This window comes from Algibacter sp. R77976, from assembly GCF_044594645.1.
Taxonomy (GTDB): Bacteria; Bacteroidota; Bacteroidia; order Flavobacteriales; family Flavobacteriaceae; genus Algibacter_B.
Map to the genome: position 1 here is coordinate 3,688,193 of NZ_CP138989.1, position 20,799 is coordinate 3,708,991.

Annotated in this window: 4 protein-coding genes and 1 pseudogene; 2 read left to right on the plus strand and 3 right to left on the minus strand. The window is 37.7% G+C overall.

From position 1 onward, the window contains the following. Positions 1–5: 5 nt before the first annotated feature. Positions 6–13,445 (minus strand): Ig-like domain-containing protein, encoded by a 13,440-nt coding sequence (locus SJY43_RS15905; protein ID WP_396601720.1) that lies wholly within the window; start codon positions 13,443–13,445, stop codon positions 6–8. 486 nt (positions 13,446–13,931) lie between these two features. Between SJY43_RS15905 and SJY43_RS15910 the strand changes: the two genes are divergently transcribed. Both SJY43_RS15910 and SJY43_RS15915 read left to right on the plus strand, forming a co-directional pair. Further along, positions 13,932–15,521, plus strand: a complete 1,590-nt coding sequence (locus tag SJY43_RS15910) for a peptide chain release factor 3 (RefSeq protein ID WP_396601721.1) — start codon at positions 13,932–13,934, stop codon at positions 15,519–15,521. A 114-nt stretch (positions 15,522–15,635) separates the two neighbouring features. Next, a complete protein-coding gene (locus SJY43_RS15915) occupies positions 15,636–15,869 on the plus strand; it encodes a (4Fe-4S)-binding protein (protein ID WP_396601722.1) in 234 nt (77 codons plus the stop codon). Positions 15,870–16,016: 147 nt separating this feature from the next. Here the strand turns inward: SJY43_RS15915 and SJY43_RS15920 are convergent, their stop codons facing one another. Both SJY43_RS15920 and rpoC read right to left on the minus strand, forming a co-directional pair. Beyond that, complete coding sequence (locus SJY43_RS15920; RefSeq protein WP_396601723.1) at positions 16,017–16,334, minus strand: DUF3467 domain-containing protein; 318 nt, start codon at positions 16,332–16,334, stop codon at positions 16,017–16,019. A 130-nt stretch (positions 16,335–16,464) separates the two neighbouring features. Beyond that, positions 16,465–20,767, minus strand: a pseudogene (rpoC, locus tag SJY43_RS15925) (DNA-directed RNA polymerase subunit beta'). Positions 20,768–20,799: the final 32 nt, after the last annotated feature.

Here is a 20,799-nt window from a genome sequence, read left to right on the forward strand (position 1 = left end):
TTATATTATCTATTTATGTATAACCATCCTACTTTTGGTTTAGTACCATCTCCAAAGTCTAAAACATAATAGTATGTTCCAACTGGTAACTTTTCAGAAGCATTGACTGTAGCTCTTCCATTAGATGTTCCATCCCAATCATTATTATAAGCTCTCTTCTCATAAACTAGGTTACCCCATCTGTTATATACTTCCAATTTATTGTTAGGGAAGTTTCCAATACAATTAATTATCAAAGTATCATTATCTCCATCTCCATTTGGAGAGAACTCATTAAATACAATTAAACAACCTAGCTCAGTAACTGTTGGATCATCTGAAACATTACCATCAGAATCATCACCATTATCACTTGTATCAGATACAGTACCAGCAGTAGTATTACTTCCTCTGGCAATTACAACATTACTTACACCACCAGCATTTATTGCTGCCTGGTCTATTGTAAAGCTTGCAGTATATGTAGCAATTTCACCAACTAGGAGTGTTCCTTCTTCACTATCTAAAGTAGAACTTACAAATGTTGGTTCTTCAGTTAGAGAAATCACATTACCATTAATATCAGTAAATGTATCTACAAGTACAATATTACTTAAAACATAATCACCCGTATTCTCAACCTCAATTATGTAATTAATTCGATTTCCTAATGATGTTCCTGATACATCTGCAACTTTAGTCACATTAATTGAAGCCTCACAACCAGTTGCTATTGGATCACATGGATCATTCGGATCAAATGGTCCGCCTGGATAATCATTCGGATCTTCTGGTGTATTTGGATCGTCTATACCCGTTGTTTCTTCACAATCGGTTAAACCATCGCCATCACTATCTGTTGAATCTATACCGATTGGATCACATGGATCGTTAGGATCAAATGGTCCGCCTGGATAATCATTTGGATCTTCTGGTGTGTTTGGATCGTCTATACCCGTTGTTTCTTCACAATCAGTTAAACCATCACCATCACTATCTGTTGAATCTATACCGATTGGATCACATGGATCGTTAGGATCAAATGGTCCGCCTGGATAATCATTTGGATCTTCTGGTGTGTTTGGATCGTCTATACCCGTTGTTTCTTCACAATCAGTTAAACCATCACCATCACTATCTGTTGAATCGATACCGATTGGATCACATGGATCATTAGGATCAAATGGTCCACCTGGATAATCATTTGGATCTTCTGGTGTGTTTGGATCGTCTATACCCGTTGTTTCTTCACAATCTGTTAAACCATCACCATCACTATCTGTTGAATCAATACCGATTGGATCACATGGATCGTTTGGATCAAATGGTCCACCTGGATAATCATTTGGATCTTCTGGTGTGTTTGGATCGTCTATACCCGTTGTTTCTTCACAATCTGTTAAACCATCGCCATCACTATCTGTTGAATCGATACCGATTGGATCACATGGATCATTCGGATCAAATGGTCCGCCTGGATAATCATTCGGATCTTCTGGTGTATTTGGATCGTCTATACCCGTTGTTTCTTCACAATCGGTTAAACCATCGCCATCACTATCTGTTGAATCTATACCGATTGGATCACATGGATCGTTAGGATCAAATGGTCCGCCTGGATAATCATTTGGATCTTCTGGTGTGTTTGGATCGTCTATACCCGTTGTTTCTTCACAATCAGTTAAACCATCACCATCACTATCTGTTGAATCTATACCGATTGGATCACATGGATCGTTAGGATCAAATGGTCCGCCTGGATAATCATTTGGATCTTCTGGTGTGTTTGGATCGTCTATACCCGTTGTTTCTTCACAATCAGTTAAACCATCACCATCACTATCTGTTGAATCGATACCGATTGGATCACATGGATCATTAGGATCAAATGGTCCACCTGGATAATCATTTGGATCTTCTGGTGTGTTTGGATCGTCTATACCCGTTGTTTCTTCACAATCTGTTAAACCATCACCATCACTATCTGTTGAATCAATACCGATTGGATCACATGGATCGTTTGGATCAAATGGTCCACCTGGATAATCATTTGGATCTTCTGGTGTGTTTGGATCGTCTATACCCGTTGTTTCTTCACAATCTGTTAAACCATCGCCATCACTATCTGTTGAATCGATACCGATTGGATCACATGGATCATTAGGATCAAATGGTCCACCTGGATAATCATTTGGATCTTCTGGTGTGTTTGGATCGTCTATACCCGTTGTTTCTTCACAATCTGTTAAACCATCACCATCACTATCTGTTGAATCAATACCGATTGGATCACATGGATCGTTTGGATCAAATGGTCCACCTGGATAATCATTTGGATCTTCTGGTGTGTTTGGATCGTCTATACCCGTTGTTTCTTCACAATCGGTTAAACCATCGCCATCACTATCTGTTGAATCTATACCGATTGGATCACATGGATCGTTAGGATCAAATGGTCCGCCTGGATAATCATTTGGATCTTCTGGTGTGTTTGGATCGTCTATACCCGTTGTTTCTTCACAATCAGTTAAACCATCACCATCACTATCTGTTGAATCGATACCGATTGGATCACATGGATCATTAGGATCAAATGGTCCACCTGGATAATCATTTGGATCTTCTGGTGTGTTTGGATCGTCTATACCCGTTGTTTCTTCACAATCTGTTAAACCATCACCATCACTATCTGTTGAATCAATACCGATTGGATCACATGGATCGTTTGGATCAAATGGTCCGCCTGGATAATCATTTGGATCTTCTGGTGTGTTTGGATCGTCTATTCCAGTTGTTTCTTCACAATCTGTTAAACCATCACCATCACTATCTGTTGAATCGATACCGATTGGATCACATGGATCATTAGGATCAAATGGTCCACCTGGATAATCATTTGGATCTTCTGGTGTGTTTGGATCGTCTATTCCAGTTGTTTCTTCACAATCTGTTAAACCATCACCATCACTATCTGTTGAATCAATACCGATTGGATCACATGGATCGTTTGGATCAAATGGTCCGCCTGGATAATCATTTGGATCTTCTGGTGTGTTTGGATCGTCTATTCCAGTTGTTTCTTCACAATCTGTTAAACCATCACCATCACTATCTGTTGAATCGATACCGATTGGATCACATGGATCGTTTGGATCAAATGGTCCGCCTGGATAATCATTTGGATCTTCTGGTGTGTTTGGATCGTCTATTCCAGTTGTTTCTTCACAATCTGTTAAACCATCACCATCACTATCTGTTGAATCAATACCGATTGGATCACATGGATCGTTTGGATCAAATGGTCCGCCTGGATAATCATTTGGATCTTCTGGTGTGTTTGGATCATCTATACCCGTTGTTTCTTCACAATCTGTTAAACCATCACCATCACTATCTGTTGAATCGATACCGATTGGATCACATGGATCGTTTGGATCACTTGTTGGACCACCTGGATAATCATTTGGATTTTCAGGAGTTATTGGGTCATCTATGCCTGTTATTTCTTCACAATCGGTTAAACCATCGCCATCACTATCAACAGTTGATGTACATAGAGGAACAACTACAGTTATTGTTGCAACATTAGATATATTACCTTCATCATCTAGTACAGTATAAGTAATCACTGTAGTTCCTGCAGTATAACCTGGAGCTGGACTGAATGTAACTGTTCCATCTCCATTATCAGTAAATGTACCTTCTCCCGGTACTGTAAAACTACTTTGCTGTCCTGGTGTACTAGGATCTAAATCTATAGTTAAATCATCAATTGTTCCATCTGGATCAGAATCATTAATAGTTATATCAATAATAATATCAATTCCAGGATCCGTTGTTCCACCATCATTATTAGCTACTGGAAAACAGTTTGCTATAATTGGATCACATGGATCGTTTGGATCGAATGGTCCACCTGGATAATCATTTGGATCTTCTGGTGTGTTTGGATCATCTATGCCCGTTGTTTCTTCACAATCGGTTAAACCATCACCATCACTATCTGTTGAATCAATACCGATTGGATCACATGGATCGTTAGGATCAAATGGTCCGCCTGGATAATCATTTGGATCTTCTGGTGTGTTTGGATCATCTATGCCTGTTGTTTCTTCACAATCAGTTAAGCCATCACCATCACTATCTGTTGAATCAATACCGATTGGATCACATGGATCGTTTGGATCGAATGGTCCGCCTGGATAATCATTTGGATCTTCTGGTGTGTTTGGATCATCTATGCCTGTTGTTTCTTCACAATCAGTTAAGCCATCACCATCACTATCTGTTGAATCAATACCGATTGGATCACATGGATCGTTTGGATCAAATGGTCCGCCTGGATAATCATTTGGATCTTCTGGTGTGTTTGGATCGTCTATGCCTGTTGTTTCTTCACAATCGGTTAAACCATCACCATCACTATCTGTTGAATCAATACCGATTGGATCACATGGATCGTTTGGATCAAATGGTCCGCCTGGATAATCATTTGGATCTTCTGGTGTGTTTGGATCATCTATGCCTGTTGTTTCTTCACAATCGGTTAAACCATCACCATCACTATCTGTTGAATCAATACCGATTGGATCACATGGATCGTTAGGATCGAATGGTCCGCCTGGATAATCATTTGGATCTTCTGGTGTGTTTGGATCATCTATGCCTGTTGTTTCTTCACAATCAGTTAAACCATCACCATCACTATCTGTTGAATCAATACCGATTGGATCACATGGATCGTTTGGATCGAATGGTCCGCCTGGATAATCATTTGGATCTTCTGGTGTGTTTGGATCATCTATGCCTGTTGTTTCTTCACAATCAGTTAAGCCATCACCATCACTATCTGTTGAATCAATACCGATTGGATCACATGGATCGTTTGGATCGAATGGTCCACCTGGATAATCATTTGGATCTTCTGGTGTGTTTGGATCATCTATACCAGTTGTTTCTTCACAATCGGTTAAACCATCGCCATCACTATCTAAAGAACTTGGACAAGCTGGTATCGTTACAGATATAGTTGCCACATTGGATGTATTACCATCATTATCATTTACCGTATATGTAATTGTAGTAGTACCATTATTATATCCAGGTACAGGGTCAAAAGTAACTGTTCCATCTCCATTATCAGTAAATGTTCCCTCTCCTGATACAGTAAATGTACTTTGCTGCCCTGGTGTACTAGGATCTAAATCTATAGTTAAATCATCAATTGTACCATCTGAATCTATATCATTTCCTGTGACATTAATAATCACATCAACATTTTCATTAGTTGATCCAGCATCATTGTTTGCAATAGGATCATCATCTAATGGGTCTACTGTGATATCTACTACTGCCGTGGTACAATCGCCATCGGCATCACAAATCTCATAAGTGATTTGATCGGGTCCATTGTAATCCGCATTTGGGGTGTAATCAATCGTATCGTCGGTTGGATCGTTTGGTGTACCACCATCATTTACCGTAGCTGTTCCGTTTGTTGGTCCGCTTGTGATTGTTATCGTGCCTGTACTTGGGCCATCGCCTCCAAAATTATCGTCGTCTAAGACATCTATGTTTACCGTATCATCTTCATCTACACTTGCCGTATCGTCTACTGCAGTTGGTGTATCATCTACTGGGTCTACTGTGATATCTACTACTGCCGTGGTACAATCGCCATCGGCATCACAAATCTCATAAGTGATTTGATCGGGTCCATTGTAATCCGCATTTGGGGTGTAATCAATCGTATCGTCGGTTGGATCGTTTGGTGTACCACCATCATTTACCGTAGCTGTTCCGTTTGTTGGTCCGCTTGTGATTGTTATCGTACCTGTACTTGGGCCATCGCCTCCAAAATTATCGTCGTCTAAGACATCTATGTTTACCGTATCATCTTCATCTACACTTGCCGTATCGTCTACTGCAGTTGGTGTATCATCTACTGGATCTACTGTGATATCTACTACTGCCGTGGTACAATCGCCATCGGCATCACAAATCTCATAAGTGATTTGATCGGGTCCATTGTAATCCGCATTTGGGGTGTAATCAATCGTATCGTCGGTTGGATCGTTTGGTGTACCACCATCATTTACCGTAGCTGTTCCGTTTGTTGGTCCGCTTGTGATTGTTATCGTACCTGTACTTGGGCCATCGCCTCCAAAATTATCGTCGTCTAAGACATCTATGTTTACCGTATCATCTTCATCTACACTTGCCGTATCGTCTACTGCAGTTGGTGTATCATCTACTGGGTCTACTGTGATATCTACTACTGCCGTGGTACAATCGCCATCGGCATCACAAATCTCATAAGTGATTTGATCGGGTCCATTGTAATCCGCATTTGGGGTGTAATCAATCGTATCGTCGGTTGGATCGTTTGGTGTACCACCATCATTTACCGTAGCTGTTCCGTTTGTTGGTCCGCTTGTGATTGTTATCGTACCTGTACTTGGGCCATCGCCTCCAAAATTATCGTCGTCTAAGACATCTATGTTTACCGTATCATCTTCATCTACACTTGCCGTATCGTCTACTGCAGTTGGTGTATCATCTACTGGGTCTACTGTGATATCTACTACTGCCGTGGTACAATCGCCATCGGCATCACAAATCTCATAAGTGATTTGATCGGGTCCATTGTAATCCGCATTTGGGGTGTAATCAATCGTATCGTCGGTTGGATCGTTTGGTGTACCACCATCATTTACCGTAGCTGTTCCGTTTGTTGGTCCGCTTGTGATTGTTATCGTGCCTGTACTTGGGCCATCGCCTCCAAAATTATCGTCGTCTAAGACATCTATGTTTACCGTATCATCTTCATCTACACTTGCCGTATCGTCTACTGCAGTTGGTGTATCATCTACTGGGTCTACTGTGATATCTACTACTGCCGTGGTACAATCGCCATCGGCATCACAAATCTCATAAGTGATTTGATCGGGTCCATTGTAATCCGCATTTGGGGTGTAATCAATCGTATCGTCGGTTGGATCGTTTGGTGTACCACCATCATTTACCGTAGCTGTTCCGTTTGTTGGTCCGCTTGTGATTGTTATCGTGCCTGTACTTGGGCCATCGCCTCCAAAATTATCGTCGTCTAAGACATCTATGTTTACCGTATCATCTTCATCTACACTTGCCGTATCGTCTACTGCAGTTGGTGTATCATCTACTGGGTCTACTGTGATATCTACTACTGCCGTGGTACAATCGCCATCGGCATCACAAATCTCATAAGTGATTTGATCGGGTCCATTGTAATCCGCATTTGGGGTGTAATCAATCGTATCGTCGGTTGGATCGTTTGGTGTACCACCATCATTTACCGTAGCTGTTCCGTTTGTTGGTCCGCTTGTGATTGTTATCGTACCTGTACTTGGGCCATCGCCTCCAAAATTATCGTCGTCTAAGACATCTATGTTTACCGTATCATCTTCATCTACACTTGCCGTATCGTCTACTGCAGTTGGTGTATCATCTACTGGATCTACTGTGATATCTACTACTGCCGTGGTACAATCGCCATCGGCATCACAAATCTCATAAGTGATTTGATCGGGTCCATTGTAATCCGCATTTGGGGTGTAATCAATCGTATCGTCGGTTGGATCGTTTGGTGTACCACCATCATTTACCGTAGCTGTTCCGTTTGTTGGTCCGCTTGTGATTGTTATCGTACCTGTACTTGGGCCATCGCCTCCAAAATTATCGTCGTCTAAGACATCTATGTTTACCGTATCATCTTCATCTACACTTGCCGTATCGTCTACTGCAGTTGGTGTATCATCTACTGGGTCTACTGTGATATCTACTACTGCCGTGGTACAATCGCCATCGGCATCACAAATCTCATAAGTGATTTGATCGGGTCCATTGTAATCCGCATTTGGGGTGTAATCAATCGTATCGTCGGTTGGATCGTTTGGTGTACCACCATCATTTACCGTAGCTGTTCCGTTTGTTGGTCCGCTTGTGATTGTTATCGTACCTGTACTTGGGCCATCGCCTCCAAAATTATCGTCGTCTAAGACATCTATGTTTACCGTATCATCTTCATCTACACTTGCCGTATCGTCTACTGCAGTTGGTGTATCATCTACTGGGTCTACTGTGATATCTACTACTGCCGTGGTACAATCGCCATCGGCATCACAAATCTCATAAGTGATTTGATCGGGTCCATTGTAATCCGCATTTGGGGTGTAATCAATCGTATCGTCGGTTGGATCGTTTGGTGTACCACCATCATTTACCGTAGCTGTTCCGTTTGTTGGTCCGCTTGTGATTGTTATCGTACCTGTACTTGGGCCATCGCCTCCAAAATTATCGTCGTCTAAGACATCTATGTTTACCGTATCATCTTCATCTACACTTGCCGTATCGTCTACTGCAGTTGGTGTATCATCTACTGGGTCTACTGTGATATCTACTACTGCCGTGGTACAATCGCCATCGGCATCACAAATCTCATAAGTGATTTGATCGGGTCCATTGTAATCCGCATTTGGGGTGTAATCAATCGTATCGTCGGTTGGATCGTTTGGTGTACCACCATCATTTACCGTAGCTGTTCCGTTTGTTGGTCCGCTTGTGATTGTTATCGTGCCTGTACTTGGGCCATCGCCTCCAAAATTATCGTCGTCTAAGACATCTATGTTTACCGTATCATCTTCATCTACACTTGCCGTATCGTCTACTGCAGTTGGTGTATCATCTACTGGATCTACTGTGATATCTACTACTGCCGTGGTACAATCGCCATCGGCATCACAAATCTCATAAGTGATTTGATCAGGACCATTGTAATCCGCATTTGGGGTGTAATCAATCGTATCGTCGGTTGGATCGTTTGGTGTACCACCATCATTTACCGTAGCTGTTCCGTTTGTTGGTCCGCTTGTGATTGTTATCGTACCTGTACTTGGGCCATCGCCTCCAAAATTATCGTCGTCTAAGACATCTATGTTTACCGTATCATCTTCATCTACACTTGCCGTATCGTCTACTGCAGTTGGTGTATCATCTACTGGGTCTACTGTGATATCTACTACTGCCGTGGTACAATCGCCATCGGCATCACAAATCTCATAAGTGATTTGATCGGGTCCATTGTAATCCGCATTTGGGGTGTAATCAATCGTATCGTCGGTTGGATCGTTTGGTGTACCACCATCATTTACCGTAGCTGTTCCGTTTGTTGGTCCGCTTGTGATTGTTATCGTACCTGTACTTGGGCCATCGCCTCCAAAATTATCGTCGTCTAAGACATCTATGTTTACCGTATCATCTTCATCTACACTTGCCGTATCGTCTACTGCAGTTGGTGTATCATCTACTGGGTCTACTGTGATATCTACTACTGCCGTGGTACAATCGCCATCGGCATCACAAATCTCATAAGTGATTTGATCGGGTCCATTGTAATCCGCATTTGGGGTGTAATCAATCGTATCGTCGGTTGGATCGTTTGGTGTACCACCATCATTTACCGTAGCTGTTCCGTTTGTTGGTCCGCTTGTGATTGTTATCGTGCCTGTACTTGGGCCATCGCCTCCAAAATTATCGTCGTCTAAGACATCTATGTTTACCGTATCATCTTCATCTACACTTGCCGTATCGTCTACTGCAGTTGGTGTATCATCTACTGGATCTACTGTGATATCTACTACTGCCGTGGTACAATCGCCATCGGCATCACAAATCTCATAAGTGATTTGATCAGGACCATTGTAATCCGCATTTGGGGTGTAATCAATCGTATCGTCGGTTGGATCGTTTGGTGTACCACCATCATTTACCGTAGCTGTTCCGTTTGTTGGTCCGCTTGTGATTGTTATCGTACCTGTACTTGGGCCATCGCCTCCAAAATTATCGTCGTCTAAGACATCTATGTTTACCGTATCATCTTCATCTACACTTGCCGTATCGTCTACTGCAGTTGGCTCACAGGCAGAAACACTTGCATTTGTAGAACTTCCTGCTCCTTGTCCACTACCCCCATTTACTAAATTTGGCACACCACTAGAACTTACTGTTCCTGGTACTCTGTCATTACCATCTAATTCTGAAGAAAGTATTCCTGCTGTTCCTTCAACAGCATCCGGACAACCATCACCATCACTATCTGTATCTAAATGATCTGCTAGACCATCTCCATCTGTATCAACCGTTGTTGTACTTGATGGATTACTAAAATTTGAAGCACAATCAAATTCCACGTTATGCTGTCTACCAGTACCAGAGGCACCAGCTACTCTTGCAACCACTCCTAAACGAATAGTGTAAGAAGATTTACCTTGATGTTGTGTTGCATAGTTAACTTGGGGAAAATTATTTGTTACACCTGTATATTCAACATTACCGGACGTACCTACCACAAAATTATCTACAGTTTCTATAGTTAATTCTGTTGGATTTTCTGCAAAATAACCAATAGGTAACTGCGACCAATTTTGCTCTCCAAAACTATTATTGCCATCAACATCATTAAAATTAACAAAAAAATCAGGGATAATGACATCATTAACACCAACTGTTCCTCCTGTTGTAACAAAATCGAACCTAAATTCTGTGTAGGCTTGGTCACCTATATTAACTAAATTAAATGCTGATTGAGGTTGAAAAGCATTAGGGTTAGAACCATTATCATCTAAAGTTGGTAATGAAGTTCCATTTAATGTTACTATAGTTACCAATGCATCAATACCTGCGGCTACATTTGGAAACCTAAAAGTTTCGCCTTGTAAAAATGTGGCGGCATTTCCATCACCTGATTCTTCTGTAAATGGATTATTAAAATTTAATATGGTTTGGGTTCCACATGCTGGTGCAGAGTTTGTTGTTATTGAAAACCCTTCATTGACATCTAAAATCCCATCATTATCGTCATCTTCATCACAACCATCAGGCACACTATCACCATCAGCATTAGCATTATCATCTGACCCTGGACATAAATCATTGGCGTCTACTGTTCCATCATTATCAGAATCACATTGACCAAACGAATCAAAGGTTGAAGCATTTGTTGAAGCACCAACACTTTGACCTGTGGTTGAACTTACATTATTAGGGACTCCATTTGTTGAAGCATCTGCTGTTCCTGTTAACCTTCCATTTCCATCAACACTGCTTAACGGAATATTATCTCCACCCTCTAAAGCATCTGGACAACCATCATTATCACTATCTGTATCAAGAGAATTTACTATTCCATCTGCATCAGTATCACAAGACAATCTAATTGCAAAACCTACAGCTTGTTGAGCAGTTCCTGGAGAAACGACTGATACATTGATTGAAGTCGCGCCTTCTGAAACATATAAACTATTACCTTCATTAGCATCAAAAGTATCATTGACTGTAAGTGTATTTGAATTTAGGGTAAAATCACCTAACGTACCCGCACCAACATCAATACCTTCCAAAAATGTCCAATCTCCACCATTTGATTGAAAGGAAATAGATTCTCCACCATTATCCGTTGTTGATTCAGCATCAAACGCTATAATATTTAAAGGATAGGGTACTCCATTTTTAGTCGCTACGAAATCAACAGTAAAAGAAAAAGCTTCTATTAATGCAGAACCATATAAAGCCTCATTACCTCCTGGTGTATTATATAATTCAGAAATTCTAGCTTCAGCCCAAGTCATCATATCTGTTGGGGTAATATTACCTGAACCTACTGTTACTGCTACGTTAGAAAATGTAGCTGTAATAATTAAATCGTTTATAGTAAAAGTTTGAGTATCACCATTATTTAAATTTGCTCCTACGTTTGACCAATCAAAAATATAAAGTTGCTCTTGAAATGCCCCTGTGCCAAAATTTGAATTTGCATAAGTAGACTGATTACAATATAATTCATTTGAATCTAAAATACCATCGTTGTCATCGTCTTCATCACATATATCACTTACACCATCACCATCGTTATCAGGATTGCCAGATGCAACTGCATCACATGGATCTGGAACTGCTATAACTGTATTACTTACATTGTCTGAAAAAACCGGAGATCCATCAGCACCAACATTTACATTATTAGTTAAAGTACCTGAAGCACCTGCATCTACTGTAACATCAAACGTAACAGACATTGTCTCTCCTGGCTCTAATATAATAGCATCTAAAGGAATTACCATATTAGTTGGTGCATTTGCGGCATCAGTTATTTGCGTTCTTGTTATATAGTTAATTGTGAAAGAAGCACTATTTACTGTATTAAAAGTACCACCAAAATCATTTGCATCATCCCAAACAAAAGTATATGTACCAAGAGCAGAAGGTAATCCGGATATAGTACCAGAACCTGTTTGATTTATATTAGTACCAGCAACGTTGCCACCGAAAGATGAGCCATTAACGGTTCCCCCTGGGTAGGTTCCTAAAAGTGAAATTTCGGATAACCAATCTGTTGTACTTACAGTAACATCATAAGAATATGATGTTATAATTGCGCCAGCTGGTATATCTGCAGCAGTAACTGTATAACTTTGTGTTAAACCAGTTGCAGTAAATGTTTGATTGGCTGGCGTCATAGAATGCGTAAAAGAACTTGATGCACTATTTACCCAATATGTTTTCATTGCAGTACCACCATCGTAAGTTACACCAGTAGGCAACACATCATCTACGGTTACATTTTCTGCATTTACGGTTCCTGTATTATCTACATTGATTGTATAAGTAACTGTATCACCTGGACTAACATCACCACTTGGACTAGCAGTTTTTGTAACATCTAATTGCGGTGCCGGAGCATCTACACAAAATGTCATATCACTAATTATACCACCATGAAAACCACCAGCGCAAATATCGCACTCATTCCAAAAAATTGTAAAAGAGTTAATTCCGTCTGGATCAGAAAAACTAACTGTTGCATTACCAGGTGTTCCACCATTACCATTAGAATCTATCTCAACATTAGTCGCGTTAGTAGTGACATCATAAGTATTGCTAGGATCATTTGTCTCATCAACAGTTGGCACTATTGTATTAGATAAGCCGTCTAGTCCGCTAATAACAAATTTATCTCCTCCTCCACCTGAAGAGCCGTTGACATGTCCTAAGTCAAAACTAACTGAATTAACAGGTTGAGAAAACATTATAGTAAAAGTTGCTCCTGTAGTAAATCCTTGTGATCTTAAGTCTAAACCACTTACACCATTAAATGAACCTCCTTGAATTTGAGTAATAACACCTGTTGTTTCACCTGTAACGTTAAGGGAAAAATTAACACCTGTGCCATCCACATCTAATTCGCTGTAAGAATATGTACCAGTAGTGTAATTGTTTAAAATATCTGTAGTCCCAGTAAGTTCTGATCCAGAACATTGGGCTGAGGATATATTTGGAATAATAAAAAGAGAGAAAATCATTAGGAGAAAAGCGCAAGGTTTATTGGCTAATCCTAATTTAGTATTCAATTTTAATTGAGTAAAATTAGTCATAATGCTAATAGATGAGTTAATGTTTATTTGATAATAATTATAATACAAAATACAGTTTTTGCTTTAGCGCATTTTGCCTTACAAAAACAAGTGTAACTAAGTAGTATTTTATGTTAAATAAAAAATATTGTTGATTTTAACACACAAAAAATATTTTAAAAAATCTTTAAAACGCAAATATTACCGTTAAAATGACAAACTTAACATTTGTTAACACAAATGACAAGTTTTTTAAAAAATAAATTTATTTAGTAAATCAACATAATTGTCGTGTTATACTAAATGGTATTTATATCTTACAATTAAGACACAAAATAAAGTTAAAGTCACTTTTATAATTTCTACAAAAATAAAAGAAACTCAATTTTACTTTTTCAAATTTCGCTTAATGTACATTTAACTTCTTTGAGAGAACAGCTTATTTAGATAAGTGGTAGTTAAAACCCCTAATAATATTATCTTTGAAAACTATTTGTAATATTATATATGAGTTTTTTAAAAGAAATACAACGCAGACGAACTTTTGGAATTATTTCGCATCCCGATGCTGGTAAAACTACGCTTACAGAAAAATTATTACTTTTTGGTGGTGCTATACAAGAAGCTGGTGCCGTAAAGAGTAATAAAATAAAGAAAGGTGCCACGAGTGATTTTATGGAGATTGAACGCCAGCGTGGGATTTCTGTGGCTACATCTGTTTTAGCTTTTGAATATAATGGTATTAAAATTAATATTTTAGATACACCAGGACACAAAGATTTTGCTGAAGATACCTTTAGAACACTTACCGCTGTAGATAGTGTTATTGTTGTTATAGATGTTGCAAAAGGTGTAGAGGAACAAACTGAGAAGTTAGTAGAAGTATGTCGCATGCGTAACATACCTATGATTGTATTCATTAATAAAATGGATAGAGAAGGAAAAGATGCGTTTGATTTATTAGATGAAGTTGAACAAAAACTCGGGTTGAAGGTAGCCCCATTAAGTTTCCCAATAGGAATGGGTTACGATTTTAAAGGTATTTATAATATCTGGGAGAAAAACGTTAATCTATTTAGTGGAGATAGTAGAAAAGATATTGAAGAAACTGTTGAGATTTCTAATTTATCTTCTTCTGAATTAGATAAATTAGTAGGAGAAAAAGCAGCCAATACTCTAAGAGAAGAAATTGAACTTGTAGAAGGTATTTATCCAGATTTCAATAAAGATGAATACTTGAATGGAAATCAGCAACCCGTATTTTTTGGATCTGCCTTAAATAATTTTGGAGTAAGAGAATTACTGGATTGTTTTGTTGAGATAGCTCCTAAACCTAGACCAAAACAAAGTGAAGAGCGTTTGGTAAAACCTGACGAAAATAAATTTAGTGGTTTTGTATTTAAAATTCATGCCAATATGGACCCTAATCACAGAAACCGTTTAGCTTTCGTGAAAATTGTATCTGGTGAATTTAAACGTAATGCGCCGTATTTACATGTTAGAAATAATAAAAAAGTAAAATTCTCAAGTCCAAATGCTTTTTTTGCAGAAAAGAAAGAAATAGTGGACATCTCCTACCCTGGTGATATTGTTGGTTTACAGGACACCGGAACCTTTAAAATTGGAGATACATTAACCGAAGGAGAAATTTTAAATTACAAGGGTGTGCCAAGCTTTTCGCCTGAACATTTTAGATATATAAACAATGCTGATCCTTTAAAGTCTAAACAGCTTTTTAAAGGCATTGACCAATTAATGGATGAAGGTGTTGCACAATTATTTACATTAGAACTTAATGGTAGAAAAGTAATTGGAACTGTTGGAGCTTTGCAATATGAAGTTATACAATATAGATTAGAACATGAATATGGTGCTAAATGTACCTATGAAAACTTAAATGTGCATAAAGCTTGTTGGGTAGACCCTGAAAACTCTAAAACTGATGAATACAAAGAGTTTGTAAGAGTGAAGCAACGCTTTTTAGCAAAAGATAAAAGAAATCAACTTGTCTTTTTAGCAGACTCTCCTTTTTCTTTACAAATGACGCAGCAAAAATATCCAAATATTAAACTCCATTTTGTTTCTGAATTTGATTAAACACAATTGTATTTCATCTATTAACAAGTAGAAATTGTTTTTTAGCGATTATTATATGATGAAACTATTGCTAATTATATATTTGAAAGCATCACACCCCAAATTGATTAGATTATGAAAATTAACGATAAAGAATTTAGTAATAGAGCTATTACTGTTACCTACGATCCTTGTATATGTACACAATCAGATACATGCGCTAATCAACTGTCCAATGTATTTAGAAACTCTGTAATCCCTTGGGTAGATATTAATGGTGCATCTACTGAAAAAATTATTGAGCAAGTTAAAAAATGTCCTTCTGGTGCATTAAAATATAATCTTACTAAAAAAGAACTCGTTTTATAAACAAAAAAAATCCTTTGAAATTTCAAAGGATTTTTTTTTATGCTTGTCCGGTTGGGCCAAAATTCAGCGGTATTGGAGGTTGCTCGTAACAAATATTTCAAGCACCTCTTAATTTATACTCTAATTAGTTTTCTTTTATAGAATATATTAAGCTTGCCCGGTTGGGCCAAAATTCAGCGGTATTGGAGGCTGCTCGTAATCTTTTATTTCACCATGAGCATTTTCAAATCTAGTAATATTCTCTCCTAATGCTTTAAACAAACGCTTAGCATGTTGCGGTGTTAAAATAATTCTAGACTTAACTTTGTTTTTAGGAACTCCTGGCATAATGTTTACAAAGTCTACAACAAACTCCGAAACCGAATGGTTTATAATCGCAAGGTTTGAGTAGGTTCCCTCTGCTATTTTCTCATCAAGTTCAATATTAATCTGACCCTGTTTTGGGTTGTTTTTTTCTTCTGCCATAACTACTTTAATAATTTAATTAAAAAAGCCTTCAAGTGATATACATGAAGGCTTTTTGTTTTATATATTCCCGCCTTCGCGGGAGTAAATTAGATTATCCAACCTCACTAAAGTGAGATTGGAATCTCATTTAATTATAATTCAACTCTTGTTTTACTTGCATCATTTCATCAAACTCTTCTTTAGAGCCAACAATGATATCAGAATAACTTCTCATACCTGTACCTGCTGGAATTCTATGTCCAACAATTACATTCTCTTTCAAGCCTTCTAAAGTGTCTACTTTACCAGCAACAGCTGCTTCGTTAAGTACTTTAGTTGTTTCTTGGAAAGATGCAGCAGATATAAACGATTTCGTTTGAAGCGATGCTCTTGTAATACCTTGAAGTATTGGTGTAGCCGTTGCAGGTTGTGCATCTCTAGCTGTTACCAATGCTTTATCTTCTCTTCTTAAAATTGAGTTTTCATCTCTTAACTCACGTGGAGAGATAATTTGACCAGCTTTAAGATTAGCAGAATCTCCAGCATCTTCAATCACTTTCATTCCAAAGATATCATCATTTTCTTTGATAAAATCTGCTTTATGAGCTAATTGATCTTCTAAGAAAATAGTATCACCAGAATCAATGATCCTAACTTTACGCATCATTTGTCTTACAACAACTTCAAAGTGCTTATCATTAATCTTCACACCTTGTAAACGATATACTTCTTGTACTTCATTTACTAAGTATTGTTGAACTGCAGAAGGGCCTTTTATATTAAGGATATCGTTAGGTGTTATAGAACCATCAGATAGTGGCATACCAGCTTTTACGAAATCATTTTCTTGTACAAGAATTTGACTTGATAATTTCACTAAGTACTTCTTAATATCACCAGTTTTAGATTCTATAATAATCTCACGATTACCTCTCTTAATTTTTCCGAAAGATACCACACCATCAATAGCACTAACTACTGCTGGGTTAGATGGGTTACGTGCTTCGAATAACTCAGTTACACGAGGTAAACCACCGGTAATATCACCTGCTTTAGAAGATTTACGAGGTATCTTAACTAAAATCTTACCAACTTCAATCTTATCACCATCATCAATCATTAAGTGAGCTCCAACTGGTAAGTTGTAAGAACGCATAGTTTCTCCTTTAGAGTCTTCAATATGAAGTGTAGGAATAAGTTTTTTATTTCTAGACTCCGAAATTACTTTCTCTTGGAAACCTGTTTGCTCATCAATTTCAACTTGGTACGTTACACCTTGCTCTACGTTTTCATATCTTACTTTACCAGCAAATTCTGAAACGATAACACCATTATATGGATCCCAAGTACAAACAACATCTCCTTTACTTAGTTTATCACCATTCTTTATTTGAATAGCAGAACCATAAGGAATATTATTAGTACTTAAAACAATGCCTGTTTTCTTATCAATAAGTTTAAGTTCAGAAGTTCTAGAGATTACGATATCAATATCGTTTCCTTCACCGTCTTGACCTTTAACTGTTTTTAAATCTTCAATTTCAGCAACACCATCAAACTTAACAGATAAATTGTTATCCTCTGAAATGTTACCTGCAATACCACCTACGTGGAATGTACGAAGTGTTAACTGTGTACCAGGTTCACCAATTGATTGTGCAGCAACTACACCAACCGCTTCACCACGTTGTACCATTTTACCTGTAGCTAAGTTACGACCGTAACATTTAGCACAAATACCTTGTAATGCTTCACAAGTTAATGCTGAACGTACTTCTACGCTATCAATTGGAGACGCTTCAATAGCTTTTGCTATATCATCTTCAATTAATTGACCAGCAGAAACTAATAACTCATCAGTTAATGGATCGTGAACATCATTTAAAGATACACGACCAACAATTCTTTCTTCTAGTTTTTCAACTACTTCATCATTCTTTTTCAATGGTTCAACTTCAACACCTCTTAATGTACCACAATCTTCAGTATTGATAATAACATCTTGAGAAACATCTACTAAACGACGTGTTAAGTAACCTGCATCGGCAGTTTTAAGAGCCGTATCTGCAAGTCCTTTACGTGCACCGTGAGTAGAGATAAAGTATTCTAAAATTGAAAGACCTTCTTTAAAGTTAGAAAGAATTGGATTTTCAATAATAGATCCACCACCTGCAGTAGATTTTTTAGGCTTTGCCATTAATCCACGCATACCTGTAAGCTGACGAATCTGTTCTTTAGATCCACGAGCTCCAGAATCAAGCATCATAAACACCGAGTTAAATCCTTGTTGGTCTTCTCTAATACGTTTCATTGACAATTCTGTCAATTCAGCATTTGTAGATGTCCAAATATCAATAACCTGGTTATAACGTTCGTTATTTGTAATAAGCCCCATGTTATAGTTTCCAGTAATACCGTCTACTAATCCATTAGCTTTATCAATCATACCTTGCTTTTCCGGCGGTATAATAATATTCTCCTAAACTGAATGATAATCCACCTTGGAATGCAAATTTAAACCCTAAAGTTCTAATAGCATCTAGGAAATCAGCACATTCAGGTACAGATGTTACCTTAAGAATATCACCAATAATATCACGTAGTGACTTTTTAGTCAATACTTGATTAATATATCCAGCTGCTTGAGGAACATGTTGGTTAAATAATACTCTACCAACAGTAGTTTCAACAATCATTCTATCAAGTTTACCATCTTCATTAATATCGATAGTTCTAACTTTAATACCAGCATTCAAATCCACTCTTTTCTCATTAAAAGCAATTTCTACTTCTTCTGGAGAATAAAAAGTTAACCCTTCACCTAAAATTGGCACTTCTGGTGTAGACTTGCGTAACTTAGTCATATAGTATAAACCAAGTACCATATCCTGAGAAGGTACCGTTACCGGTGATCCATTCGCTGGATTTAAGATATTATGAGATGCCAACATTAATAATTGACATTCTAATATAGCTTCTGGTCCTAATGGTAAGTGTACCGCCATTTGATCACCATCAAAATCGGCGTTAAATGCTGTACATACTAATGGGTGTAACTGGATTGCTTTCCCTTCAATTAATTTTGGTTGGAAAGCTTGTATACCCAATCTGTGTAAAGTAGGCGCACGGTTTAGTAATATTGGGTGTCCTTTAAGAACGTTCTCCAAGATATCCCAAACTACAGGCTCTCTTTTATCTATAATTTTCTTTGCAGATTTTACTGTTTTTACAATACCTCTTTCAATTAATTTTCTAATTACAAAAGGCTTGTATAATTCAGCTGCCATATTCTTTGGAATACCACATTCGAATAATCTTAATTCTGGTCCAACAACAATTACCGAACGTGCAGAATAATCAACACGCTTACCAAGTAAGTTTTGACGGAAACGCCCTTGCTTACCTTTAAGTGAATCTGATAATGATTTTAATGGTCTATTAGAATCTGTTTTTACAGCTGAAGACTTACGAGTATTATCAAATAATGAATCAACAGATTCTTGTAACATACGTTTTTCATTACGTAAAATTACTTCTGGTGCTTTTATCTCAACTAATCTTTTAAGACGGTTGTTACGGATAATTACACGACGGTATAAATCATTTAAATCTGAAGTTGCAAAACGACCACCATCTAACGGCACTAACGGACGTAATTCTGGCGGAATAATTGGCACAACTTTCATAATCATCCATTCTGGACGATTCTCACGATTGTTATTTGATTCTTTTAAAGACTCAACAACTTGTAAACGTTTTAAAGCTTCTGTTTTACGTTGTTTAGACGTTTCAGTATTTGCTTTATGACGTAACTCGTATGATAAAGATTCTAAATCAATTCTTGCTAATAAGTCAATTAAACATTCAGCACCCATTTTAGCTAAAAACTTATTTGGGTCTTCATCATCTAAATACTGATTATCTTGAGGAAGTGATTCTAATACATTTAGGTATTCTTCTTCAGTAAGGAAATCCATTTTTTGTAATGGTTCACCTTCTTCATTTTTAGCATTACCTGGTTGAATTACTACATAACGCTCGTAGTAAATAATCATATCTAATTTCTTAGATGGTAAGCCTAATAAATAACCTATTTTATTTGGTAAAGAACGGAAGTACCAGATATGAGCAACAGGAACCACTAAATTAATGTGTCCTACTCTATCACGACGTACTTTCTTTTCTGTTACTTCTACACCACAACGGTCACAAACAATACCTTTGTAGCGAATTCTTTTATATTTACCACAAGCACACTCATAATCCTTTACAGGACCAAAAATACGCTCACAGAACAAACCATCACGTTCAGGTTTGTGAGTTCGATAATTGATAGTTTCAGGTTTTAAAACTTCACCTCTAGACTCTGCTAAAATAGACTCTGGTGATGCTAAACCAATTGAGATTTTATTAAATCTCTTAACTGTATTTTTATCTTGTTTTCTTGCCATAATAAATGGTTGAAATGAATTTAATTAATTAA

Coding starts and splice junctions, on each gene's coding strand:
- SJY43_RS15905 (WP_396601720.1), bottom strand. CDS start 13,445: ATGACTAATTTTACTCAATTAAAATTGAATACTAAATTAGGATTAGCC.
- SJY43_RS15910 (WP_396601721.1), top strand. CDS start 13,932: ATGAGTTTTTTAAAAGAAATACAACGCAGACGAACTTTTGGAATTATT.
- SJY43_RS15915 (WP_396601722.1), top strand. CDS start 15,636: ATGAAAATTAACGATAAAGAATTTAGTAATAGAGCTATTACTGTTACC.
- SJY43_RS15920 (WP_396601723.1), bottom strand. CDS start 16,334: ATGGCAGAAGAAAAAAACAACCCAAAACAGGGTCAGATTAATATTGAA.